Here is a 24,808-nt window from a genome sequence, read left to right as displayed (position 1 = left end):
CCGGTGCCGGACCGGTGATCGATAGAGGGGGTGTGAGACTGTTCCGCCCCATGGGGGGCCAGCCGGAGAACGACGGGGGAGCCGGTGCGGGTGCCGGGGACGCGGCGCTGTTGCGGGCCGTCGCCACGGGGGACGCGGCCGCGATGGCCGCGCTGTACGACCGGCACGCGGGCTGGCTGCACGCCCGGCTGACACGCCGGTGCGCCGACCCCGAGGTGGTGCGCGAGGTGCTGCAGGACACGTTCGACGATCACGACGCCCGGGGCACCGCGGCCCAGAAGGCGCAGCTGAGGGAGCGCCGGGCGGCCCGGGCCCGGCTGACGGGCATGGGGGGACGCGGAACGCCGGGCCTGGCTGTCGGCGTTCTTCGCGGCGCGGGGCGACTGTGCCGGAAAGGGGCTGCCGTCCCTATGACCGGCCTTCTCCTCTACGCCCGCTCCCGTGCCCTCCCGCTCGCCCTCGCCGCGCTCGCCGCTACGGCCGCGTTCGCGGTGTGGGCCGCCGGCCGCCTGGACGCCTACCTGGACCCCGAGCGGCGCGTCCCGGTCGTCGCCCTGGCCCCGCTGCTGGCGAGCGCGGTGATCGGCACGAGCCTCCACACGCCCTCGGACGAACTGGACCGTACGGCCGTACGCCCCTGGTGGCCACGCCGTCTGGCGCACCTCGTGGCCCTGACCGGCCTGGCCGCGGCGCTGCTGCCACCGGCGGTCCTCGGGCACGCACCGGCCTTCGGCTCACCGGCCATGATCCGCAACACCCTGGGCTGCACGGGCCTCGCCGCGGCCTCCGCCGCCCTCCTGGGCGCCCGCCTGAGCTGGCTACCGGCCTTCGCCTACGTCTCCGCCGTCTGCCTGGGCTCCAACGGCGTACGCGGCCGTGCGGCAACGGTGTGGGCGTGGCCGATGCAGCCGGGGGCGGAGGGGGGCGCGTGGGCGGCGGCGCTGATCGCGTTCACGCTGGGCGCCGCCCTCTACGCAGCACGGGGTGCGCGTCCTGCCTAGAGGGGCGCGGGGCTGTGCCACCACGCCCCCTCAGGCGTAAAACAACACAAGCCCGGATCTAGGCAGAAATGCCGTCGATCCGGGCCAAGGCATCATCCGCGCCGTATGGCTGCAAGTAAGGCAACCACTGCGGATCCCGGTGCCCGGTTCCGATGATGCGCCAGGCCAGGCCGGATGGCGGAGCCGGTTTGTGCCGCAGTCGCCACCCCAGCTCGACGAGGTGGCGGTCGGCCTTCACGTGGTTGCAGCGGCGGCAGGAGGCCACCACGTTGTCCCAGACGTGCTTGCCCCCGCGACTGCGCGGGATGACGTGGTCGACGCTGGTTGCGACGCCACCGCAGTACATGCACCGGCCCCCGTCGCGCGCGAAGAGTGCGCGTCGGGTGAGAGGAACGGGCCCCCGATAGGGAACCCGGACGAATCGCTTGAGCCGGACCACGCTGGGTGCGGGGACTGTGACGGTTGCGCTGTGCATATAGGCGCCCGATTCCTCCAAGGCGACTGCCTTGTTCTCCAGGACGAGGACGAGCGCGCGGCGGAGCGGTACGACGCCGAGCGGCTCGTACGACGCGTTGAGGACCAGGACATGCGGCACGGGTGCCTCCTTGGGCGTCGGCGGCGCGTGGCTCGCGCCGGGACGATCTGCAGTCAGTCTCCCCTCATGCCTGGTGGAAGCGCCACCATGTCCCGGTAACGGGCTGGGAGTGTTTTCGACCACACCCGATACATCCCCCGGATCATGGCCTGTTCAAGCCAGGGTGAGCCCTGTCTCTCCCGCGCCCCTCCTTGGCGGATCCGCGCGGGACACACACAATGCCCCGTTAGTGTGGTGGTCCTGTCCGTCCGGTGACCTTTTCGTGACCTTGACCGCCCCGCCGGCCGGACCGCGCAGCACCTTGGAGGTACCTGTCGTGTCGTCCTTGCCCGCCGCCCTCCTGGCCGCCGGTGCGTCGCCGACCCCCTCTCCCTCGGGCTCTCCCTCGGGATCGACACAGCCGGCCGTCCCATCGCTCCAGGACGCCCAGCAGAGCGCGACGAACGCGGCGAGCTGGGTCGAGCAGAACTGGTCGACGTGGCTCGCCATGGGTCTGCAGATCCTGCTGATCCTGGTGATCGCGGTGGCCCTGCGCGCGATGGTGCGCCGGGCGATAACCAAGCTGATAGACCGGATGTCCCGCACCGCGCAGGCCGTGGACGGCACGGCGCTGGGCGGGCTGCTGGTCAACGCCGAACGGCGGCGGCAGCGGTCGCAGGCAATCGGCTCGGTGCTGCGCTCGGTGGCGAGCTTCCTGATCCTCGGTACGGCCGCGCTGATGATCCTGTCGACCTTCAAGATCAACCTGGCGCCGCTGCTGGCCTCCGCCGGTGTGGCGGGTGTGGCGATCGGTTTCGGCGCCCGGAACCTGGTCACGGACTTCCTGTCCGGTGTGTTCATGATCCTGGAGGACCAGTACGGCGTCGGCGACGTGATCGACGCGGGGGTGGCCACCGGCGAGGTGATCGAGGTCGGTCTGCGCGTGACCAAGCTGCGCGGCGCCGACGGCGAGATCTGGTACGTCCGCAACGGCGAGGTCAAGCGGATCGGCAACCTCTCGCAGGGCTGGGCGACGGCCGGGGTCGACGTGACGGTGAAGTCGAGCGAGGACCTGGACCGCGTGAAGTCCACGCTGGACCACGTGGCCGAGCACATGAGCAAGGAAGAGCCCTGGAACGAGCTGCTGTGGGGCCCGATCGAGGTCCTCGGCCTGGACTCGGTGCTGATCGACTCCATGGTGGTCCGCGTCTCCGCCAAGACCATGCCGGGCAAGTCCCTGACGGTCGAACGCGAACTCCGCTGGCGCATCAAGCGGGCGTTCGACGCGGCGCACATCCGCATCGTGGGCGGTGCGACGGCGACGGAGGACGCGGCGGACACCCCCGATCCGACGGCAGCGGTGGCGTCCCCGTCGACGTACTCCAACCCGGACTCCCCGCAGGCGAAGGCGACGGCACCGATCGCTCCGGAGTCGCCCACGCCTCCGGGCAAGTAGCGAGCGGAACGGTTCAGCACACTCGTTCGAGTGAACAGGTGGGGCATTCCGGCGTGCGGTGCGCATGGGGTGCCCCATCGTTCTGCCGGGGCACCCAGCGCGGGCTTAGCCTGGCATCAGTGCGACGAGGAGAAGCGATGAGCGCCGAACCGATCATGGAGCCGATCGTGGAGCCGAAGCAGGACCCCATCGATTTGTTGATCGCGATCGAGGAAGCGTCGCTGGCGCCGACTCGACCCGAGTACGTCGAGGGGATGGCCATCGTGCCGCCGCAGCCGAACGACAACCATAACGATGGAGCCGGCGAGCTGTACTTCCAGTTCCGAGCCGCCGGGATCCGCCTCGCTGGTTTCAACAACGGTTACCGTGCCGCGAACAAGGACGGGGGCACTATGGCACTGGTGGTCCCCGACTTCTATGTCCGCCGCCGCAGGCCGTCCGAGCTGGACGAGGCGTACTGCAAGGCCCATAAAGGCTGGTACCCCATCGACATGCTCGCCCTCGTCGGTGAGGTCACCTCCACCAACCACGAGACCGACACCGGCCCCAAACTCCGTACCTACGCCGCCGCTGGCATTCCGGTCTACGTCCTCATCGACCGCCACTCCAAAACGGCCCACTGCTACACCGACCCCGTCCTCCCCGGCGACGACCCCACCGAGGCCTACTACGACACCGACACCAAGGTGAGCCTCGGCGAACCGCTCCCCCTCCCGGCGCCGTATCCCACCCTCGACACCGCCCCCTTCATCACCGGCTGACCAGCCCGGCGCCCCCGAGATAACGACTCCGTCTCCTCGGCGGCGCTGTCTATTGACGCCCCCTTCGTCCTGGGCTTACGTTCCTCCCACCCCAATAGGAAAGTTTCCTAACAGTGATCTACGGCGACCCGGTGATCAAGACTGGACGTCCGCCCAGGTCACTGAGAAGCTGGGCGGCTGGAAAGGCAGGTGTCGACCCATGGCAGGAACCGCCGGTACGCCGGGCACCCCGCGTGTGCTGCGCGCCATGAACGACCGCGCCGCCCTGGACCTCCTGCTGGAGCACGGGCCCCTGTCGCGCACCCGGATCGGGAAGCTCACCGGCCTGTCCAAGCCCACCGCCTCCCAGCTGCTGGCCCGCCTGGAGGCGGCCGGCCTGGTCCGGGTGACCGGCACCAGCGAGGGCCGGCCGGGCCCCAACGCCCAGCTGTACGCCGTCAACCCCACGGCCGCACACGCCGCCGGCCTCGATGTCACCCCGGAACGCATCCGCGCCGCCGTCGCCGACATCACCGGCCGGACGGTGGGCGAGTACGAGCTGCCGACCCCGGGGCGGCGGCCCGCCCAGCCCGTCGTACAGCAGGTGACCGACGCGCTCGACGGTGCCGTGAAGGCCGCCGGGCTCGCGGGGGCCGATGTGCACCGGCTGGTCATCGGCACCCCCGGCGCCTTCGACCCCAACACCGGGCGGCTGCGCTACGCCTCCCATCTGCCCGGCTGGCACTCCCCCACCCTGCTCGACGAACTCGCCGCCGCCCTGCCGATGCCGGTGGAGTACGAGAACGACGTCAACCTCGTCGCCCTCGCCGAACAGCGGCTCGGCGCCGCCCGGGGCCACGGCGACTTCGTGCTCCTGTGGAACGAGGAGGGCCTCGGCGCCGCCCTGGTCCTCGGCGGCCGGCTGCACCGCGGCTGGACCGGCGGCGCCGGCGAGGTCGGCTTCCTGCCGGTGCCGGGCACACCCCTGGTGCGCCAGGTGACCAAGGCCAACAGCGGTGGCTACCAGGAGCTGGCCGGCTCCCAGGCCGTACCGAAGCTGGCCCGGGAACTCGGTATCCAGGATGTGCCGTCGGGGCCGTACACCGAGGTCGCCGCCGAGCTCGTGGCCCGGGGCGCCGATCACACCAGCGGCCCCTACCGCGAGCTGCTCCAGACCTACGCGACCCGGCTCGCCACCGGTCTCGCCTCGCTCGTCTCCGTCCTCGACCCCGAACTCGTCGTCCTCAGCGGCTCCGCGCTGACGGCCGGTGGCGAGGTGCTGCGCGCCCTCGTCCAGGCCGAGCTGGAGGAGCTGGCCGCGGCCCGGCCCCGGCTCCTCGTCGGCGACGTCCACGAACACCCCGTGCTGCGCGGCGCGTTGGAGTCCGCGCTGGTCACCACCCGCGACGAGGTCTTCGACACCTCGCGCTGAAGCGCCCCCTCTCTCACCCACCCCATCCCCCTGGGAGACCTCGCCATGCCCGAAGTCATACCCTCAGCTGCCCGAAAAGTGGCGTTTGCCGTGACCGCTTCGCTGGCCCTCCTCACCACCGCCTGCACCGGCCAGTCCGACTCCGGCGCCACGGACGACGCCTCCAAGGACACCACGATCAACTTCTGGCACGCCTGGAGCGCGCAGAACGAGGTGAAGGCCGTCAAGTCGCTGGTCGCCGGCTTTGAGAAGGCGCACCCCAACATCCACGTGAACATCGTCGGCGACATGACCGACGACAAGATCAACCAGGCGCTGCGGTCCGGTGGCGACAAGGCGCCGGATGTGATCTCCTCCTTCACCACCAACAACGTGGGAAAGTTCTGTTCCTCCGGCGCGCTGGTCGACCTCAACCCCTTCTTCAAGAAGTCGGGCATCGATCCGGAGAAGACCTTCCCGAAACCGATGAACGAGTACACCCGGTTCGACGGAAACCGCTGCACGGCGCCGCTGCTCGGTGACGCGTACGGGCTCTACTACAACAAGACGGCCTTCAAGCAGGCCGGTATCGCCGGCCCGCCGAAAACCTGGTCCGAGTTCGAGGCCGACGCCAAGAAGCTGACCATCACCGACGGGGACTCCTACAAGCAGCTCGGATTCATGCCGGACTACCACGGCTGGGAGTCCACCACCGAGCACTACTTCGCCCAGTTCTCGCCGACGTACTTCGGCAAGGACGGCAAGTCGAACCTCGCCGAGGACCCGGCGTTCCAGAAGGGTTTCGAACTCCAGAAGCGGCTCGTGGACGAACTCGGCGGATTCCAGAAGCTGGAGAAGTTCCGCGCCACCCTCGGTGACGAGTGGGGTCCCAAGCACCCCTTCCACACCGGCCAGGTCGCCATGCAGCTCGACGGCGAGTGGCGGCTCGGGATGGCCGAGCAGGCCAAGCCGAAGTTCGATATCGGCGTCGCCCCGCTGCCCGTACCCGACGACCAGGTCGCGCAGTACGGAAAGGGCTACATCACCGGCACCATCGCGGGCATCGCCGCCACCAGCCACAAGCAGAACGCCGCCTGGGAATTCGTCAAGTACATCACCACGGACACCGACGCCCTGGTCGGCTTCGCCAACGACATCCACAACGTGCCGTCCACCCTGGCCGCGCTGAAGTCCCCGAAGCTGACGTACGACCCGCGTTTCAAGACGTTCCTGGACATCGCCACCAACCCGAACTCCACCACCACTCCCGCCTCGATCAACGGCGGTGTGTACCTGGTGACGATCCAGCAGTTCGGCTACGACTACGAAGGCGGCAAGGTCACCGATCTGAAGGCCGGTCTGCGAAAGACTGCCGCGCAGATCGACACGGACATCGCACAGGCGAAGTAGCCGATGAGTACCGTCACTCTGGCGTCCAAGCGCCGCCGGTCGGCGCTCAGGACCCTCGCCTTCATGTCGCCCTGGCTGATCGGTTTCGCGGTCTTCTTCGCGTACCCGCTGATCTCCACGGTCTATTTCTCCTTCATGCACTACGACGGCTTCAAGCCGCCGACGTGGAGCGGGGGCAAGAACTGGGCCTACGTCTTCCAGCACTACCCGCTCTTCTGGCCGGCCCTGCGCAACACGCTCTGGCTCGTCGTGGTGATGGTCTCGCTCCGGGTCGTCTTCGGGCTCGGCATCGGGCTGCTGATCACCAAGATCAAGACCGGCACCGGGGTCTTCCGTACCCTCTTCTACCTGCCGTACCTCGCCCCGCCGGTCGCCGCGACCATGGCCTTCGCCTTCCTGCTCAACCCCGGCACGGGCCCGGTCGACTCGATACTCGAAAAGGCCGGCATCCCGGCGCCGGGCTGGTTCAACGACCCCACCTGGTCCAAGCCCGCCCTGACCCTGCTGGCGCTGTGGGGCATCGGCGACCTGATGGTCATCTTCATGGCCGCACTGCTGGACGTGCCGGCCGAGCAGTACGAGGCGGCCGAACTGGACGGGGCCTCGGCCTGGCAGCGCTTCCGGTACGTCACCCTGCCGAACATCTCCCCGATCGTGATGTTCGCGGTCGTCACCGGCGTGATCCAGACCATGCAGTACTACACCCAGCCGCTGATCGCCGGGAAGGTCGCCTCCGGGGTGATCCAGGGCGCGGGCACCCAGTTCGAGCCCGGCTACCCGGACAAGTCCACGCTCACCCTCCCCCAGCTCGTCTACAACCTCGGCTTCCAGCGCTTCGACTACGGCTCCGCGTGTGTCGTCGCCCTCGTCCTCTTCGCCCTGTCGATGGTGTTCACCGGGTTCCTGATGCGGCGCCGGGGCGGTCTCATCCAGGCAGGTGACTGACCATGACCCAAGTACTGGACAAACCCGTGGAGTTGAGGACACCCGCCACGGCCGCCGAGCGCACCGCCCGCCGCAGGGCGCTGCTGGAGTGGGTCGCGGTGCACTCCCTCGGCGTCGCCGCCGCGCTCTTCTTCACCCTCCCGTTCGTGTTCGTGTTCCTGACCTCGCTGATGAGCGACAGCCAGGCGCTCAGCCGGGATCTGATCCCGCACACCTGGGAGTGGGGCAACTACCGCAAGGTCTTCGCCACGCCCGGCTTCCTGACCTGGTGGAAGAACACGCTGATCTACGCCGGCCTCGGCACCGTGCTCACCGTCGTCTCGTCGATCCCGGTGGCGTACGCGCTCGCCAAGTTCCGCTTCCGGGGCCGCAACCTGTCGCTGATGCTGGTGATCTCGATGATGATGCTGCCGCCGCAGGTGGTCATCATCCCGATGTACCTGTTCTGGGCGAAGCAGCTGGACCTGTCCGGCACGCTGTGGCCGCTGATCATCCCCATGGCGTTCGGCGACGCGTTCTCCATCTTCCTGCTGCGCCAGTTCCTGATGACGATCCCGAACGAGTACCTGGACGCGGCGAGGGTCGACGGCTGCGGGGACCTCAGGACCCTCCTGAGGGTGGTCCTGCCGATGGCCAGGCCCGGGATCGCCGCCGTGGCCCTCTTCCAGTTCTTCTACGCCTGGAACGACTACTTCGGCCCGCAGATCTACGCGTCCGAGAACCCGGGCGCCTGGACCCTGTCCTACGGCCTGGAGTCCTTCAAGGGCGCCCACCACACGGACTGGAACCTCACCATGGCCGCGACCGTGCTGGTCATGGCCCCCGTGATCCTCGTGTTCTTCTTCGCCCAGAAGGCGTTCGTCGAAGGCGTCACCCTCACCGGAGTAAAGGGTTGATCCGCATATGAAACTCACCGTGGTCGGCGGAGGCTCGACCTACACCCCCGAACTCATCGACGGCTTCGCACGCCTCAGGGACACCCTGCCCATCGAGGAACTCGTCCTCGTGGACCCGGCCACGGACCGCCTCGAGCTGGTGGGCGGCCTGGCCCGCCGGATCTTCGCCCGGCAGGGTCACCCCGGCCGGATCGTCACCACCGCCGACCTGGACGCGGGAGTCGACGGCGCCGACGCCGTCCTGCTCCAGCTGCGCGTCGGCGGCCAGGCGGCCCGCGAGCAGGACGAGACCTGGCCGCTGGAGTGCGGTTGCGTCGGCCAGGAGACCACCGGCGCGGGCGGTCTGGCCAAGGCGCTGCGCACGGTCCCGGTCGTCCTCGACATCGCCGAACGGGTCCGCCGTACCAACCCGCGCGCCTGGATCATCGACTTCACCAACCCGGTCGGCATCGTCACCCGCGCCCTGCTCCAGGCCGGGCACCGCGCGGTCGGGCTGTGCAACGTGGCGATCGGCTTCCAGCGGAAGTTCGCGGACATGCTCGGCGTGGCCCCGGCGGACGTCCACCTCGCGCACGTCGGCCTCAACCACCTCACCTGGGAGACCGGGGTGCGCCTCGGCGGACCGGAGGGCGAGAACGTCCTGCCCAAGCTGCTCGCCGAGCACGGCGACGCGATCGCCGACGACCTCCACCTCCCGCGCCCCCTGCTGGACCGCCTGGGCGTGGTCCCCTCCTACTACCTGCGCTACTACTACGCCCACGACGAGGTCGTACGCGAACTGCGCACCAAGCCCTCCCGCGCCAGCGAAGTGGCCGCCATGGAAAGGGAGTTGCTGACGATGTACGGCGACCCGTCCCTGGCCGAGAAACCGGCGCTGCTCGGCAAGCGCGGCGGCGCCTACTACTCGGAGGCGGCGGTGGACCTGGCGGCGGCGCTGCTCGGCGCAGGAGGAAGCCCGTACCAGGTGGTGAACGCCGTCAACCGGGGCACGCTGCCCTTCCTGCCCGACGACGCGGTGATCGAGGTCCAGGCGGCCGTCGGCCCGAACGGCCCCGCCCCGCTGCCGGTGCCGGAGCCGGACCCCCTGTTCTCCGGGCTGATCGCGAACGTGACGGCGTACGAGGACCTGGCCCTGGAGGCGGCGCTGCGCGGAGGCCGCGACCGTGTCTTCCGCGCTCTCCTCTCCCACCCCCTGATCGGCCAGTACGAGTACGCCGACGCCCTGGCCGACCAGCTGATCGCACACAACCGGGAGCACCTCGCGTGGGCCTGATCTCGACCGTGCTCGCCATCGACGCGGGCAACAGCAAGACCGACGTGGCCGTGGTCGGCGCCGCCGGGGAGGTCCTGGCCACGGCCCGCGGCGGTGGCTTCCGCCCGCCCGCGGTCGGGGTGCCGGCGGCGCTGGACGCGCTGGCCGAACCGGTGGGGCGCGCCTTCGCGGACGCGGGCGTCACGTCCGTCTCGCATGTCTCGGCGTGCCTGGCCAACGCCGATCTCCCGGTCGAGGAGGAGCAGTTGGCGACGGCGCTTCGGGCGCGCGGCTGGGGCGCGTCGGTGGAGGTGCGCAACGACACCTTCGCGATCCTGCGGGCGGGCGTCGCCGAGCCGCGCGGGGTGGCCGTGGTGTGCGGTGCGGGCATCAACTGCGTCGGCATGCGCCCCGACGGCCGTACCGCGCGTTTCCCGGCCATCGGCCGTATCTCCGGTGACTGGGGCGGGGGCTGGGGCCTGGCGGAGGAGGCGCTGTGGTGCGCGGCCCGCGCGGAGGACGGCCGGGGCGGGCCGACGGCCCTCGCCCGCACCCTGCCCGCGCACTTCGGGCTGCCGACCATGTACGCGCTGATCGAGGCGCTGCACCTGGAGCACATCGACCACGACCGCCGGCACGAGCTGACTCCGGTGCTCTTCGCGACGGCCGCCGAGGGCGACCCGGTGGCCCGCGCGCTCGTCGCCCGGCTCGCCGAGGAGGTGACGGTGCTGGCCACGGTGGCGCTGACCCGGCTGGACCTGCTCGACGAGGAGACGCCGGTCCTGCTGGGCGGCAGCGTCCTGACGGCCGGCCACGCCCTGCTCGACGACGGCATCCGCGACCTGCTGACCGCCCGCGCCCCCAAGGCCGACGTCCGGGTGGTCACGGCGAGCCCGGTCCTGGGCGCGGCCCTGCTGGGCCTGGACCACCTGGGGGCGGACACGCAGGCGCAGGTGCGGGCGCGGGGGTACTGGGAGGGATAGCCGCCACTCCACCACACCGGCACCTCCCCCGGGGGAACCGAACACCTGCGCCCGGCGTATTCATGAGCAGCGCACGCTGCGATCCGATCAAGATCCAGTGAAGGCCGGTGCGGATGTCAGTCCCTGCGGCGATACTTGGCGGCGAACGGATGACCCTGGGGGAGGTCGAGTGACACACCCGCCGAAGAGCGCAGCGCCACCAGTGGCGGGCCCCGGCATGCCCGCCGCCCCCGGCATCCCCGCACAGCCCGGCCGGCCGGCTCCCACCGGCTCCCCCGCCCCGGCCGCCCGGCGGACCGCGTTCGCCGAGGGTGTCGAGCGGCTGAAGGGCGCGGCGACCACCGAGCCGGGGCGGTTGCGGATCATCGGGGCCGTGCTGGCGCTGCTGGTCGTGGCGTTCGGCGCGGTCACCGCCTGGCAGGCCAGTGAGCGGGCGGCCGCCGCCGACGACGTGCTGCACAGGAGCCAGCCGCTCAGTTCCGGTGCGGCCGACATCTATCGGTCGCTGGCCGACGCCAACACGGCCGCGTCCAGCGGGTTTCTGGCCGGAGGGCAGGAGACGGCCGCCTCCCGGGACCGGTACGAGAAGGACATCCAGACCGCCGCGTCCGGTCTCGTCACGGCCGCCGCCAATGCCGAGCCGGGCTCGGCCTCCGAGGCGACGATCGCCAAGCTGAACAAACTGCTGCCCGAGTACAAGGGGCTCATCGAGCGGGCGCGGACGTACAACCGGCAGGGGTATCCGGTCGGCGGCGCCTATCTGCGGTACGCCAACGAGAAGATGCAGAAGGAGATGCTCCCGGCGGCGGAGGATCTCTACACCAAGGAGAACCAGCGGCTCGACGCCGACTACGGCAGCGCCACGCCGTACCCGTGGATCGCCATCGGGCTCGGCGTGCTCGCCCTGGCCGCGCTCGGCTGGGCCCAGCACCGCACCTACCGGCGCACCAACCGCGTCCTCAACCACGGCCTGGTCGCCGCCTCCGGCGCCACGGCCATAGCCCTGCTGTGGCTGGTCGTCGGGCACGCGGTGGCCCGCGCGGAGCTGAACGGCTCCTACGACCACGGCATCCGCTCGCTGACCGTCCTGCACGACGCCCGGATCGCCTCCCTGAAGGCGCGCGGGAACGAGAACCTGAGCCTGGTGGCACGCGGCGCCGAGACCATCACGGTGGGCGGGCGGACGTACGACGCGTACTACTACGACTTCGACAAGGACCTGACCACCCTCGGCAAGGGCCTGACCCAGGCCGAGCAGCTCGCCGACGACCAGGGCGGCCGTACGCCGGTCAAGACGGCCGAGAGCAACATGGCGGTGTGGAAACAGCGCCACACCGCGGCCCGCACCGAGGACGAGAACGGCAACTACCAGCAGGCGCTGGACGAGGTCATCGGCGCCCAGGGCGCCACCGGCCAGTGCTTCGACGGCGTCGACCGCAGTCTCGCCCGGGCGATCGAGCACGAGCAGGACGAGTTCGCGCAGGCCGCCGGCGACGGGCGGGACGCCATGACCGGGCTGCCGGTGGGCGCGGCCGTCCTCGCGGTGCTCGGCGCGGCCGGTGCCGTGTTCGGCATCGGACGCAGACTTTCGGAGTACCGGTGACAGGGGGCATGACGATGTACGCGGCGCGTGTACGGGCCTCCCTGCGGGGCTGGGGCGGGGTCGGCGCGATGGCGGTGCTGTGCGCGCTGGCCCTGGCGTTCGTCCTGCTGCTGCCCTGCGCCCAGCGGGCAGGGCAGGGGGGCAGGCCCGCCGGGCAGCGCGTGGCGGCCGGCACCCAGGCCCGCGCCGAGGACTGCAAGCCCTCCGAGGCGCAGAACCAGACGCTGTCGCCGTCCGGCGCGGACGGGCCGACGATCGACGCGATCAAGGCTCGTACGGGCGCCAAGCGCAAGCTGATCGTCGGCGTCGACCAGAACAGCTACCACTGGGGCTACCGCAACCCGAACACCCAGGGCGCGGAGCTGGAGGGCTTCGACATCGACCTGGTGCACCGGATCGCGCAGGACATCCTCGGCGACCCGGACGCGGTGCAGTTCAAGGCCATTCCGACCAGCCAGCGCATCTCCGCCATAGAGGACGGCCGGGTGGACATGGTCGTACGGACCATGACGATCACCTGTGACCGGCTGTCCCAGGTGGCGTTCTCCGCGCCCTACTTCAAGACCGGGCAGCAGGTCCTCGCACCCAAGTCGTCCTCCGTCACGGGCTACAACGCCACGCTGGCGCACAAGAGGGTCTGCACGGCGGCCGGTTCGACGGCGTACACCAAGCTGGACGCCGACAAGAAGGGCGGCACCCTGCCCGCCTCGACCGACATCTCCACCACCGTCCCGAACCAGCTCGACTGTCTGGTCAGGCTGCAACTCGGCGAGGTGGACGCGGTGGTGACCGACGGCGCGCTCGCCGCCAGCCAGGCCGCACAGGACCCGACCGTCGAACTGAAGGGCGGGGCGTTCACGACCGAGTACTACGGCGTGGCGATGAAGAAGGACGCCGCCGATCTGGTACGCCGGGTCAACCGCATCCTGGTGGGCTACCGCGCCAGCGGCTGGCAGGCGTCGTACGACACATGGCTGTCGGCGACACTGGGAAAGGACTCGAGCGCGTCCAAGCCGCCCGCGCCGCAGTATCTGCGGACGAGCTGAGCACATCCGACCGGAACACTTGACAGCAGCGAGAGGTGATCGATGGGCGTCACGGACCCCGCCGGGCCGGTAATGGACCGGGACGAGGTGGACCGTGCGCTGGCGCGGCTCGGCCAGGAGCACGAGGCGATCGAGACCTCGCTGCTGGCGCTTCAGGACCACGCGGGCCGCAGACTCCTCGAAGGCGCCGAACTGACCGGTGTCACCCAAGAGCGCTGGCAGGCCACGGAGGCGCAGATCACCCTGCTGTGGGGGTACTTCGACGCCTACGCGGACGCGCTGCGCTCGGCCCGTGAGATCCGCGGCCGGCGCCGCTGGTCCAGCCGCGAGGACCTGGTGGAGCTGACCGAGCTGCTGCGCGGCGCGTCCGTCACCGTGGCCGGGAACGGCACGCTCAGCGAGTCCTTCTCGCTGGCGAGCCTGGTCGACCGGATGAACGAGCTGTACGCGACCAGCCTGGACCTGGTCGTCGCCGCCGACGCGGTGTGGTCGGCGCTGCCCGCCCGGATCGATTTACTCGCCGCGGAACTGCAGCGCACCCGGCAGCTCGCGCACTCCGTCGGCGTGCGTCCCGGCGAGCACCCCTCCGGTGACGATCTGGAGCGGATCACGCGCACGCTGACCAAGCTGCGCGAGGACGTCGTCTCCGACCCGCTCGCCTTCTGGGTGCCGGCCGAGGGCAGTTCGGCGCCCGGCGGCGGCCGTCCGGACACGACCGTGTACGACCGTGAGGCGCGCGCCCTGGAGGACGTGCGCCGGGAGATCGACGCCGTGCTGACGGTCCGGCAGGACGCGGAGGCGCGGCTGATCCGGCTGCGGGACGTGCTCTCGCGCGCCGACCGCACCCTGGCCGAGGCCCGCACCGCGCGCGGCGAGGTGCTGGCGAAGATCGCGGCGACCGAGGTGCCGGTGGTCAGCGGCCCGCCGACCGTGCTCCAGGAGCAGCTGGCGACGGCGGCCGAGTACCGCAGGCAGGCGCAGTGGCACCGCCTGTCCCCGCTCCTGGAGTCCCTGGAGCAGAAGGCGGAGGACGAACTGCTGCGCGCCCGCGAGTCGTTGACCGCGGTCACCGCGCCGCTCGCGGTCCGCGCCGAGCTGCGCGGCCGGCTGGACGCGTACAAGGCGAAGGTCGCCCGGCACGGACTCGCGGAGGACCCGTTCCTGGTCGAGCGGTACGACGCGGCCCGGCGGATGCTGTGGAGCGCGCCCTGTGATCTGCGGGTGGCCGAGCAGGCCGTGCTGCGCTACCAGCAGTTGGCGGCCGAGCTGCTCGGCGGCGCGGGCGCGCCTGTCGACCGTAAGGGGGACCAGTCATGAGTCAGCCGGGGCAGACCTGCCAGCGGCCGGGCTGCGAGGGGTCGTACGAGGACGTCGGCGGCGGCGAGCTGTACTGCGACACCTGCGGCCTCGCGCCGGTGGTGTCGGCGAGGGGCATGGTCGGCTCGCCCGCGACCGGGATCACCAGGGGCGCGGCGGACAGCGGCAGTTCGCGCAGCAGCTCGCGCACGTCCTCGCAGTCGTCGAAGTCGCGCCGCTCGGTCTCCGGGCGGCTCTCCCGGTCCCTGTCGGGCCGCTCCTCCGGGCGTTCGGTGTCGGTGCGCAGCTCGGGTTCGTCGTCGGGGACGTCCACCCGTGGGCGGCTCGGCGCCGGTCTGGTGCATGTGCCGCAGGTGCCGCGGCCGGACCCGCGCGCGATGGTCCTCGAGAACCCGGAGGTGCCGGAGCGCAAGCGGTTCTGCTCCCGCTCGGACTGCGGGGCGCCGGTGGGCCGGGCCCGCGGGGAGCGGCCGGGGCGCACGGAGGGTTTCTGCACCAAGTGCGGGCACCCGTACTCCTTCGTGCCCAAGCTGAAGGCCGGTGACGTGGTGCACGGCCAGTACGAGGTCGTGGGCTGTCTCGCGCACGGCGGGCTCGGCTGGATCTACCTCGCCGTGGACCGGGCCGTCTCCGACCGCTGGGTGGTACTCAAGGGCCTGCTGGACACCGGCGACCAGGACGCGATGGCGGCCGCGATCTCCGAGCGGCGCTTCCTCGCGGAGATCGAGCACGCCAACATCGTGCGGATCTACAACTTCGTGGAGCACCTGGACCAGCGCACCGGCTCCCTCGACGGCTACATCGTCATGGAGTACGTCGGCGGCAAGTCCCTGAAGGAGATCGCCAACGCCCGCCGTACGACGGAGGGCCGCCGCGACCCGCTGCCGGTGGAGCAGGCCTGCGCCTACGGCATCGAGGCCCTGGAGGCCCTCGGCCACCTGCACAGCCGGAACCTGCTGTACTGCGACTTCAAGGTCGACAACGCCATCCAGACCGAGGACCAGCTCAAGCTGATCGACATGGGCGCGGTGCGCCGCATGGACGACGACGAGTCGGCGATCTACGGCACGGTCGGCTACCAGGCGCCGGAGGTGGCGGAGGCCGGCCCGTCGGTGGCGAGCGACCTGTACACGGTGGGCCGTACGCTCGCGGTGCTCACCTTCGACTTCCAGGGGTACACCAACGTCTACGTGGACTCCCTGCCCGACCCGGAGACCGTCGACGTCCTGCGCCGCTACGAGTCCTTCTACCGGCTGCTGGTCCGCGCCACCGACCCCGACCCGGCCCGCCGGTTCGCCTCCGCGCAGGAGATGGCCGAGCAGCTGACGGGGGTCCTGCGCGAGGTGGTCTCCCTGCAGACCGGCCAGGCCCGGCCCGCCCTGTCGACGCTGTTCGGGCCCGAAGTGAGGGTCGTGGACCGGGAGTTGTTCCCACGGCTGGACGGGGATGTGTCCCGCCTCGGGACCCGGCCGCTGTCCAAGGCCACGCCCGCTGCCCCGGCGCTGCCGCCGCCCGCCCTGGTCAAGCCCGTCGACGCCCCTGCCACCGCGCTCGCCCTGCCGGTCCCGCTGGTCGATCCGAACGACCCCAACGCCGGTTTCCTCGCCGGTCTCATGACCTCCGCACCGGCCGAGCTGATCAGCGCCCTGGACGCGGCGCCCGCGCAGACCGTGGAGACCCGGCTCCGGCAGATCCGGGCCCGGCTGGAGAGCGGCGACCACGAGGCCGCGCTGATGAGCCTGGCCAAGCTGGACGAGCAACGGCCCGACGACTGGCGGGTGGTGTGGTACCGGGGCGTCGCCGCCCTGGTCACCGGCGACTTCGAGGGCGCCGCGCTCGCCTTCGACGCGATCTACGACGCCTTCCCCGGCGAGGCCGCGCCGAAGCTGGCCCTCGGTCTGTGCGCGGAGGTGCTGGGCCAGTTGGACAACGCGGCCGAGTACTACCACCTGGTGTGGGCGGCCGACCCCAGCTATGTGAGCGCCGCCTTCGGGCTCGCCCGGGTGCAGCTCGCGGCCGGGAACCGGCACGGCGCGGTGCGGACCCTGGAGTCGGTGCCGGAGTCCTCCATCCACTACACGGCCGCCCGGGTCGCCGCGGTCCGGGCGCGGCTCAGACAGCGCACGGCGACGGCCGGTGACGTACCGTTCCTGGACGACCTGACGGCCGCCGCCGGGCAGGTCGAGGCGCTGGACGCGTACGGTCTGGACCCGGCGCGGCGTGAGCAGTTGTCGGCGGAAGTCCTCGGCTCGGCGCTGGACTGGATACTCTCCGGGAGCCAGGGCACCGCGCCCGCCGCCGGCGGACGGGTGCTGCTGGGCAGCGGTCTGGACGAGCGGGGCCTCCGCTTCGGCCTGGAGCGCGCCTACCGCACGCTGGCCCGGCTGGCGCCCGGCGGCGAGGAGAGGATCGAACTGGTGGAACGGGCCAACCGTTACCGCCCCCGGACGTGGGTGTAGTTGATGTCGCAGATGCCCCAGCAGGCCGCACTGGCGAAGTGCCCGAGCTGCGCGGAGCCCGTCGAGTCGGGCGACCTCTTCTGCGGAGCGTGCGGGTACGACCTCTCCGTCGTACCCGAGCCGCCGCAGGACCATCCGACGCTCACCATGACCGGCACCGCCGGGGAGGGCCTGGAGGGGGTTGCCTGGCCCGCGCCCGAGCCGGCCGGCTCCGGCACCCCGCCGCCGGCGCATCTGCCGGCCGACCTGCCCGGCACCGACTCAGGCGGCGCGCCGCTGCACGGCCACGAGCCCGGCAGCGAGGCCACCGCGGGTGCCCGGCGAGAGGCCGGTTCCGGGGTGCGCTTCGACCGGCCCGCGGAGCCCGAGGAGTACCCGCTGCAGGCGCCCGACCCGCGCGTGGCCGAGAACCTCGAGAAGACAGCCGTACCGCAGGAGCCCGCGCAGCTGTGCGTGGCCTGCCGGGCGGGCCGGGTGGACAGCGACGGCTACTGCGAGAACTGCGGGCACGCCCAGCCCCGGGAACGCGACCACTTGGAGCGGGAGTCGGGCCCGGTGGCCGCCGTCAGCGACCGCGGCCTGCGCCACCACCGTAACGAGGACGCCTTCGCCGTCGGCCACATCGCGCTGCCCGACGGCACGCCGGCCACCCTCGCGGTCGTCTGCGACGGTGTGTCCTCCGCGACCCGCCCCGACGACGCGTCAGCGGCCGCGTCCCAGGCGGCCGGTGACACGCTGCTGTCGGCCCTGCCGCGCGGCACGCATCCGCAGACGGCCATGCACGAGGCGATCGTCGCCGCCGCGCAGGCCGTGAACGCGCTCGCCGAGGAGCCCGCCACGGCCCGCGAGCACGCCCCGCACCAGAACGCCCCGGCCTGCACGATCGTCGGCGCGGTGGTCGCCGCCGGGCTGCTGGTCGTCGGCTGGGTCGGCGACAGCCGTGTCTACTGGGTGCCGGACGACCGCAGCGCGCCCCCGGCCCGGCTGACCGAGGACGACTCCTGGGCCGCGCAGATGGTCGCCGCAGGCCTGATGAGCGAGGCCGAGGCGTACGCCGACGAGCGCGCCCACGCGATCACCGGCTGGCTCGGCGCGGACGCCTACGAACTGGAGCCGCACACGGCGTCCTTCAAGCCGGACCGGTCCGGTGTCGTGGTGGTGTGCACCGACGGCCTGTGGAACTACGCCGAGACGGCCGAGGAGATGTCCGAGGTCGTGCCCGCGGACGCGGCCGAGCGCCCGCTGCACAGCGCCCGGGTCCTGGTCGGCCACGCCCTGGACGGCGGGGGCCACGACAACGTAACAGTGGCCGTCGTGCCGTTCCCGGTGCCGCCGCAGGGGGCAGGATCGGCCTGAGGCCACGGGCCGGAGGGGACCGGCCCGTTCACAGCCATCGCCCTGCTTCGGCAGGGCGGTCAAGGGGGATTTGAGTACGCATGGCCAATTTCGCGAAGTCGCATGTGCCGCAGTTCTCGATGGACGTCTATCAGAACGAGTACCTGCCGGAGGGCGGGCGCGAGGTCAACTCGATCGTCACGGTGACGGCGACCGGCGGCGGTACGGTCGGCAGCGCCGTGACCCCGGTGTACCCGCAGGGCCGGGGCCCGTCCGCCGCCGTGGCGGTCATGGTCGACTGCTCGGGGTCCATGGACTACCCGCCGACCAAGATGCGGGGCGCCCGGGACGCCACGGCCGCCGCGATCGACGCCCTGCGCGACGGCACGCACTTCGCGGTGATCGGCGGCACGCACGTGGCCAAGGAGGTCTATCCGGGCGGCGGCGGGCTCGCGATCGCCGACGCCACCACCCGCGAACAGGCCAAGCAGGCGCTACGACGGCTCAGCGCGGGCGGCGGTACGGCCATCGGCACCTGGCTGCGGCTCGCCGACCGGCTGCTGAACTCGGCGGACGTCGGCATCCGGCACGGCATCCTGCTCACCGACGGCCGCAACGAACACGAGTCTCCCGAGGATTTGAGGGCGACGCTGGAGGCGTGTGCGGGACGGTTCACCTGTGACGCACGGGGCGTGGGCACCGACTGGGAAGTGAAAGAAGTCACAGGGATCGCCTCCGCGCTGCTCGGCACCGCCGACATCGTGGCCGACCCGGCGGGCCTCGCCGCCGACTTCACGCGGATGATGGAGACGGCGATGGGCAAGGAGGTCGCCGACGTCTCGCTCAGGGTGTGGACGCCGGTCGGCACGACCATCCGGTTCGTCAAGCAAGTGGCGCCCACCGTCGAGGACTTGACCGGCCGCCGCACCGAGGCCGGGCCGCGTGCCGGGGACTATCCGACCGGGTCCTGGGGCGACGAGTCCCGCGACTACCACCTGTGCGTGCAGGTCCCGGCGGCCGGCCTCGGCCAGGAGATGCTCGCGGCCCGGGTCTCGCTGGTCGTGCCGCAACCGGACGGATCGGTACAGAACCTCGGCGCACAGGGCCTCGTACGGGCCGTCTGGACCGACGACATGGCGGCCTCCACCTCCATCAACCCCCAAGTCGCCCACTACACCGGGCAGGCCGAACTGGCACAAGCCATCCAGCAAGGGATCGATCTTCGCAAAGCGGGCGATTTCGATGGGGCAACGGCCAAACTGGGGCGCGCAGTTCAGCTCGCCAACGCCTCCGGGAACGCCGATACTGCGAAACTGCTTGCGAAGGTGGTGGACGTGGTCGACGCCGCGACAGGTACTGTGCGGTTGAAGACGAGGGTCGCCGAGGCCGATGAGATGACTCTGGAGACCCGGTCCACAAAGACTGTTCGTGTAAAGAAGTGACCCTTAAGAACTGACCCTGGAAGCGTAGGAGAAGGGGAAGCGCCGACATGCCGACCTGCCCGAACGGACACCAGTCGGGTTCCGACGACTGGTGCGAGGTCTGCGGTCACCGCATGGCCGGTGCCGTACCTCCGCCCCCGCCGCCGCCCCCGCCCGCGGGCGGTTACGGCTTCCCGCCGCCCGCCGGACCGGGCGGTCCCGGCGGCCAGGCCGGCGTCCGCCCGCCGGCCGCGTCGGCCGCGGAGCCGGAGCTGTGCCCGCAGTGCCGCACGCCCCGCGAGGGCGGCGCGCCCTTCTGCGAGGAGTGCCGGTGGAACTTCCTGACCAACACGGCCACCTCGTACACGCCGGCCGCGCCGCGCACGCCGCAGCCGCGGTTCCAGCCGCCGAGCTCGACCTACGGCGGCAATGACGGGTACGAGTACCAGGGCTCGCGGCCCTCGCAGATGAACCGGCCCGCCGAGCCGATCCCGTCCTTCGGCAGCGAGCCGTCGGGCCCGACGCCGTTCGGCAGCGACCGGGGCCCGTCGGCTCCGCCGACCTCGCCGGGTCCGTCGGGTCCGGGCGGTCCGGGCGGCTTTGGTGGCGGCACCGGTCAGGGCCAGGGTCAGGGTCAGGGTTTCGGGGGCGGCCAGGGCCAGGGTCCCGGCGGTGCCGGTGGTCCGGGCGGCTTCGGTGGCCCCTCGGGCTTCGGCGACGGTCCCGGTCAGGGGCAGGGTCAGGGTCAGGGACCTGGCGGTCCCGGTGGTCCCGGTGGTCCGTCCGGTTTCGGCGGCGGTCCCGGTCAGGGTCAGGGTCAGGGACCTGGCGGTCCCGGTGGTCCGTCCGGTTTCGGTGGCGGCCCCGGTCAGGGGCAGGGCCCCGGTGGTCCCGCCGGTCCGCCGCCCTTCGGACGTGAGCCCTCCGGTCCCGGTGCCCCCACTCCCCCCGGTCCGCCCCATGGCGGTCCCGGCGCGCCCAGTCCCTCCGGCTTCGGCGGCGACCCCTCGCGTCCGGTGCCCCCGCCGCCCGGGCCGACCCCGCAGGCCGGCCCGGGTGCCGGTCCCGGCGGTGCCCCGCAGGCGTACCAGCAGCCGGGTCCGCCCGCGCCACCCGCTTTCCCCCGCGAGAGCGGCCGGCCCGCCGGCGGTCCGCCCCCCGGTGGTCCCTCCTTCGGTGGCGGGGACGACGACTGGGTGATCTCCCCGCCGTCGTCCGCCGGCCCCTCCGGGGGCCCCGGCGGCGGGTACGGCTATCCGCAGCCCGCCGCCACGCAGGCCCCGCCCGGCGGTCCCGGCTTCCCGCAGCAGCGGGGCACCTGGACGGCGACCATCGGTCCGGACCGCGACTACTTCATGGCGATGATGCAGCGCTCCGGCCCCGAGGCCGCGGGCCTGAACCTGCCCGCGTACTCGCCCGAGCAACAGCGCACGCTCGGCGGCAACCAGATCACCATCGGCCGCCGCCGGCACTCCACCGGCGACACCCCCGACATCGACCTGTCGGTGCCGCCGGAGGACCCGGGCGTCTCGCACCAGCACGCGGTGCTGGTGCAGCAGCCGGACGGCAGCTGGGCGGTCGTCGACCAGAACTCGACCAACGGCACCACGGTCAACATGTCCGAGGAACCGATCCAGCCGTTCGTGCCGATTCCGCTCCAGGACGGCGACCGGGTGCACGTGGGCGCCTGGACGACGATCACCATCCGCCGCGGCTAGCAGGAGTCGCGGCGGCCGGCAGGAGTCAGGGCAGGGGCCAGGCGTACGGCCCCTGCGGCTCGTCCAGCCATGCCCAGGCCTGCTCGCCGCCGACCGTGACGCCGTACCGCTCGCGCTCCGGCATGCCCTCGCGCTCCCACAGCGCGTAGGCCTCCCGCGGATCGAGGGTGCCCCGGGTCAGCGCGAGCAGGAAGCGGAACGTCTCCTGGTCGCGGGCCCGGCCCGGCAGCCCGGCGAGCGACACGCCCTCCGGCTCGGGCCTGCCGTCGCCGCGCAGCGGTACGAAGTAGGCGGCCGTGGGCAGGAAACGGCCCTCGCCGTGTGCCGGGTCCCGCACGGTGAGCGCGAGCAGGCCGGTGGCCAGCGGGGTCAGGATCCGGGCGCCGGGGCGGCACTGGGCGAGCCAGGCGCGCGGGACCGTGGACAGCTCGCAGGTGGCGATGATCCGGTCGAACGGGGCGCGTTCGGGCACCCCGCGCGCGCCGTCGCCGGTGACGACGGCGGGGTGGAACCCGGCCGCGTCCAGGTGCCGGCGGGCCGATTCGGTGATCTCCGGCTCCAGATCGATGGTGGTGACCAGGTCGTCGTCGCCGAGCCGGAAGGCGAGCAGGGCCGCGTTGTAGCCGGTGCCGGCGCCCACCTCCAGGACCCGGTCGCCGTCCTCGACGTCCAGCGCGACCAGCATCCGCGCCATCAGGGAGGGCTGGCTGCTGGAGGAGACCAGCTCGCCGTCGCGCAGCCGGGTGGCCAGCGGCGCGTCCGTGTAGGCGCCGCGCACCCAGCGCTCGCGTGCCTCGGGTTCAGGGCTCTCGCCCCAGCGGCGCTCATAACCGCGCGGCCCGGCGACGTAGTAGTACGGCACGAACAGGTGCCGGGGCACCGTCGCGAACGCCGCACACCACACCGGGTCCCGCGCCCAGGCCCCGGCGGCGTCGATCTCCCGCACCAACGCGGCCCGCGCGGCCACGGCCAGGGCACCGGTCCCGGTGTCGTGAGCACCCATGGGTCCACAGTAGGGGCGGCGATCCACCGCGGGGGCGGGCCGGGCCGCGGGTCCTAAGCCTTGAGACCTCGGTCACCCGGTCTGAGACCATAGGAGGCGTGAATGAGATTCGGCGCGGCACGCTTCAGGAGCAGACCTTCTACGAGCAGGTCGGCGGGGAGGAGACCTTCCGCCGGCTCGTCCACCGTTTCTACGAGGGAGTCGCCGAGGACCCGATCCTCCGGCCGATGTACCCGGAGGAGGACCTGGGCCCGGCCGAGGAGCGGCTGGCCCTGTTCCTGATGCAGTACTGGGGCGGCCCCACCACCTACAGCGAGCACCGCGGCCACCCCCGGCTGCGCATGCGGCACGCCCCGTTCACCGTGGACCGGGCGGCGCACGACGCCTGGCTGCGGCACATGCGGGTGGCCGTCGACGAACTCGGGCTGTCCGAGGAGCACGAGACGACGCTGTGGAACTACCTGGCGTACGCCGCCGCGTCGATGGTGAACACCCCGGACTGAGCCCGAACCCGCGCAGCTGAACGTCGGATTCCGGTCGGACATCGCCGTATTCCGGTCACGATCCGGTATAGACCGGTCGACAACCGCTTACCCCCGGCCGGTCCGGTCTGCCAGCATCGCCCGGAAGTCTGGAGTGCCGGACACACGGGGGCCGGGTGACGGGGTTCGTCTTCTTACGCGCGCGTGCGCACCGGGTGCTGCTGGGTGCGGCGTTGCTCACCGTGGTGCTGACCACCGCGGTGCTGGCGACCCTCACCGCGTACTCGGCGGCGATCGGCGACGCCGCGCTGCGCCATGCGCTGGCCGACCCCCGCTCCGCGGCCGGCACCGCGCTGATCGTCAAGGCGGATGTGCCGCCGGACGGACGCGCCGCCGCCGACACCGCCGTACGCGAGGGCGCCCGCGAGACCTTCGACGGCCTGCCGGTGACGGTACGGACGCTGCGCCGCTCGGGCCCGTACGCGCTCCCCCGCTCGCCGAAGCCGCCCGCAGCCGGTTCCGGCGACCCCGACCTCACCTACCTCGCGGCACTGGACCGCACCCAACTGCGGCTGACCACAGGCCGCCTCCCGCGCCGTACCGACGCCACCGGCGGCACCGACGGCTCAGTCGAGGTCGCGCTGCCGCAGACCGCCGCCCGCGCGCTGCGGCTGGGGCCGGGCGACCGGCTCACCCTGACCGACCGGCTGGACGGCCCGCCGGTACGGGTGCGGATCACCGGCCTGTACCGCCCCGTCTCGGTGACGGCGCCGTACTGGCAGCTGGACGACCTGCTCGGCCGCGGGGCGAAACAGGCCGGCTTCATGACTTACGGCCCACTGCTCGCCGACCCCTCCGTCCTCACCGGCGGCCGGGTCAGCGCCGGGACCACGGCGTGGCTCGCGTCGGCGGACTTCACGCGCATGACGACCGGGCGGATCGGCCGGCTGCGTACGGCGGCCCGGGCCGGGAGCACGGGCCTGCGCGGCCGCGCGGCACTGCACGGTACGACGATGGCGCAGACCTCGCTGCCGGACGTGCTGGACCGGGTGGACCGTTCGCTGCTCGTCGCCCGCTCCACGCTGCTCATCGTCACCCTGCAGCTGGTGCTGCTCGCCGGGTACGCGCTGCTGCTGGTGGCGAGGCTGCTCAGCACCGAACGGGCCGACGAGACACGGCTGTTGCGGGCGCGCGGCGCCTCCCGTGCCCGGCTCGCCGCCCTCGCCGCGGCCGAGGCGGTCCTCCTCGCGCTGCCCGCGGCCGTGTGCGCGCCCCTGCTCGCCGGCCCGCTCACCGCGCTGCTCGCCGGGCACGGCCCACTGGCCCGGCTCGGCCTGCACCTGGACCTGCCCCCGGCCGGTCGCCCGCTCGTCCGGCTGGTCGCGGCAGCGGCGGCCCTGGGCTGCGCGCTGGCGGTGACGGTACCGGCGATGGCGGGTGCCGGGGCAGGGGACCGAGGGGGCCGGTCGCGGTCGGCGCGGTCCCGGCGGGGCGGGCGGCGCACGGCACCGTCCCGTCGGCCGAAGCGTGGGGACGGCCGTACCGGTGCCCTCCCCGCTCCGCTGCGCGCCGGTGCCGATCTCGGTCTGCTCGCGGTCGCCGCCGTCGCCTACTGGCAGTTGGGGCGGCAGGGGTCCGCGGGCGTGGCCGCCGACCGGTCCGGGGCGCTCGGGATCGATCCGCTGCTGGTGGCCGCGCCCGCGCTGGCGCTGCTCGCCGGGACCGTGCTCACGCTGCGGCTGCTGCCGCCCGTGGC

20 protein-coding genes and 1 pseudogene are annotated in these 24,808 nt (G+C 72.3%); 19 read left to right on the top strand and 2 right to left on the bottom strand.

The window, feature by feature from the left end:
- Positions 1 to 50: 50 nt before the first annotated feature.
- Positions 51 to 245: pseudogene (locus ACWC0C_RS32450) on the top strand (RNA polymerase sigma factor); the annotation flags it as partial.
- A gap of 165 nt (positions 246 to 410) precedes the next feature.
- Positions 411 to 1,001: a hypothetical protein gene (locus ACWC0C_RS32445; RefSeq protein WP_450867759.1), complete on the top strand. Its 591-nt coding sequence runs from the start codon at positions 411 to 413 to the stop codon at positions 999 to 1,001.
- A gap of 58 nt (positions 1,002 to 1,059) precedes the next feature.
- Here ACWC0C_RS32445 and ACWC0C_RS32440 read toward each other — a convergent pair whose 3' ends face one another.
- Positions 1,060 to 1,596 carry an HNH endonuclease gene (locus tag ACWC0C_RS32440; RefSeq protein WP_449195186.1) on the bottom strand — a complete coding sequence of 179 codons (537 nt, stop codon included), beginning with the start codon at positions 1,594 to 1,596 and terminating at the stop codon, positions 1,060 to 1,062.
- 316 nt (positions 1,597 to 1,912) lie between these two features.
- Here ACWC0C_RS32440 and ACWC0C_RS32435 point away from each other — a divergent pair, with 316 nt between their 5' ends.
- The 15 genes from ACWC0C_RS32435 to ACWC0C_RS32365 all read left to right on the top strand — a co-directional run bounded on the left by ACWC0C_RS32435 (position 1,913) and on the right by ACWC0C_RS32365 (position 21,567).
- On the top strand, positions 1,913 to 3,031 hold the full coding sequence (locus ACWC0C_RS32435) for a mechanosensitive ion channel family protein (protein WP_449195187.1): 1,119 nt from the start codon (positions 1,913 to 1,915) through the stop codon (positions 3,029 to 3,031).
- Between the two features lie 137 nt (positions 3,032 to 3,168).
- Complete coding sequence (locus tag ACWC0C_RS32430; RefSeq protein ID WP_450867651.1) at positions 3,169 to 3,792, top strand: Uma2 family endonuclease; 624 nt, start codon at positions 3,169 to 3,171, stop codon at positions 3,790 to 3,792.
- Between the two features lie 199 nt (positions 3,793 to 3,991).
- The gene (locus ACWC0C_RS32425) at positions 3,992 to 5,203 is read left to right on the top strand and encodes an ROK family transcriptional regulator (protein WP_449195189.1); all 1,212 of its coding nucleotides are present in this window, start codon (positions 3,992 to 3,994) and stop codon (positions 5,201 to 5,203) included.
- Between the two features lie 45 nt (positions 5,204 to 5,248).
- Positions 5,249 to 6,592 carry an ABC transporter substrate-binding protein gene (locus ACWC0C_RS32420; protein ID WP_450867648.1) on the top strand — a complete coding sequence of 448 codons (1,344 nt, stop codon included), beginning with the start codon at positions 5,249 to 5,251 and terminating at the stop codon, positions 6,590 to 6,592.
- A gap of 3 nt (positions 6,593 to 6,595) precedes the next feature.
- Positions 6,596 to 7,537 carry a carbohydrate ABC transporter permease gene (locus ACWC0C_RS32415; protein ID WP_449195191.1) on the top strand — a complete coding sequence of 314 codons (942 nt, stop codon included), beginning with the start codon at positions 6,596 to 6,598 and terminating at the stop codon, positions 7,535 to 7,537.
- A gap of 2 nt (positions 7,538 to 7,539) precedes the next feature.
- Entirely contained in the window at positions 7,540 to 8,433 is an 894-nt protein-coding gene (locus tag ACWC0C_RS32410; RefSeq protein WP_450867646.1) for a carbohydrate ABC transporter permease, read from the top strand.
- Positions 8,434 to 8,440: 7 nt separating this feature from the next.
- Entirely contained in the window at positions 8,441 to 9,706 is a 1,266-nt protein-coding gene (locus ACWC0C_RS32405; protein WP_450867644.1) for a 6-phospho-beta-glucosidase, read from the top strand.
- Positions 9,697 to 10,668: an N-acetylglucosamine kinase gene (locus tag ACWC0C_RS32400; RefSeq protein WP_449195194.1), complete on the top strand. Its 972-nt coding sequence runs from the start codon at positions 9,697 to 9,699 to the stop codon at positions 10,666 to 10,668. Before ACWC0C_RS32405 ends, ACWC0C_RS32400 begins: the two co-directional genes overlap by 10 nt.
- 169 nt (positions 10,669 to 10,837) lie before the next feature.
- Positions 10,838 to 12,271, top strand: coding sequence for a hypothetical protein (locus ACWC0C_RS32395; protein WP_450867642.1), 1,434 nt, complete (start codon positions 10,838 to 10,840; stop codon positions 12,269 to 12,271).
- Between the two features lie 14 nt (positions 12,272 to 12,285).
- The gene (locus ACWC0C_RS32390) at positions 12,286 to 13,317 is read left to right on the top strand and encodes a glutamate ABC transporter substrate-binding protein (protein WP_449195336.1); all 1,032 of its coding nucleotides are present in this window, start codon (positions 12,286 to 12,288) and stop codon (positions 13,315 to 13,317) included.
- A 42-nt stretch (positions 13,318 to 13,359) separates the two neighbouring features.
- Positions 13,360 to 14,634, top strand: a complete 1,275-nt coding sequence (locus ACWC0C_RS32385) for a hypothetical protein (protein ID WP_450867640.1) — start codon at positions 13,360 to 13,362, stop codon at positions 14,632 to 14,634.
- The gene (locus tag ACWC0C_RS32380; protein ID WP_450867638.1) at positions 14,631 to 17,093 is read left to right on the top strand and encodes a tetratricopeptide repeat protein; all 2,463 of its coding nucleotides are present in this window, start codon (positions 14,631 to 14,633) and stop codon (positions 17,091 to 17,093) included. Before ACWC0C_RS32385 ends, ACWC0C_RS32380 begins: the two co-directional genes overlap by 4 nt.
- A 3-nt stretch (positions 17,094 to 17,096) precedes the next feature.
- The gene (locus tag ACWC0C_RS32375; protein ID WP_450867636.1) at positions 17,097 to 18,449 is read left to right on the top strand and encodes a PP2C family serine/threonine-protein phosphatase; all 1,353 of its coding nucleotides are present in this window, start codon (positions 17,097 to 17,099) and stop codon (positions 18,447 to 18,449) included.
- 80 nt (positions 18,450 to 18,529) lie between these two features.
- Positions 18,530 to 19,870: a vWA domain-containing protein gene (locus ACWC0C_RS32370; RefSeq protein ID WP_449195199.1), complete on the top strand. Its 1,341-nt coding sequence runs from the start codon at positions 18,530 to 18,532 to the stop codon at positions 19,868 to 19,870.
- A gap of 47 nt (positions 19,871 to 19,917) precedes the next feature.
- Positions 19,918 to 21,567 carry an FHA domain-containing protein gene (locus ACWC0C_RS32365; protein ID WP_450867634.1) on the top strand — a complete coding sequence of 550 codons (1,650 nt, stop codon included), beginning with the start codon at positions 19,918 to 19,920 and terminating at the stop codon, positions 21,565 to 21,567.
- Between the two features lie 25 nt (positions 21,568 to 21,592).
- On the opposite strand, the gene ACWC0C_RS32360 is transcribed toward ACWC0C_RS32365, so the two are convergent.
- A complete protein-coding gene (locus ACWC0C_RS32360) occupies positions 21,593 to 22,570 on the bottom strand; it encodes a methyltransferase domain-containing protein (protein ID WP_450867632.1) in 978 nt (325 codons plus the stop codon).
- 89 nt (positions 22,571 to 22,659) lie between these two features.
- On the opposite strand from ACWC0C_RS32360, the gene ACWC0C_RS32355 reads away from it, so the two are divergent.
- A complete protein-coding gene (locus ACWC0C_RS32355) occupies positions 22,660 to 23,073 on the top strand; it encodes a globin (RefSeq protein WP_450867757.1) in 414 nt (137 codons plus the stop codon).
- 155 nt (positions 23,074 to 23,228) lie between these two features.
- Positions 23,229 to 24,808 (top strand): FtsX-like permease family protein (locus ACWC0C_RS32350; protein WP_450867630.1); only part of this gene is annotated, 1,580 nt, incomplete at its 3' end.

The organism is Streptomyces sp. NPDC001709 (assembly GCF_053596375.1).
Note: the sequence above shows the minus strand (reverse complement) of the source record. Positions and strands in the feature narration are given on the sequence as shown.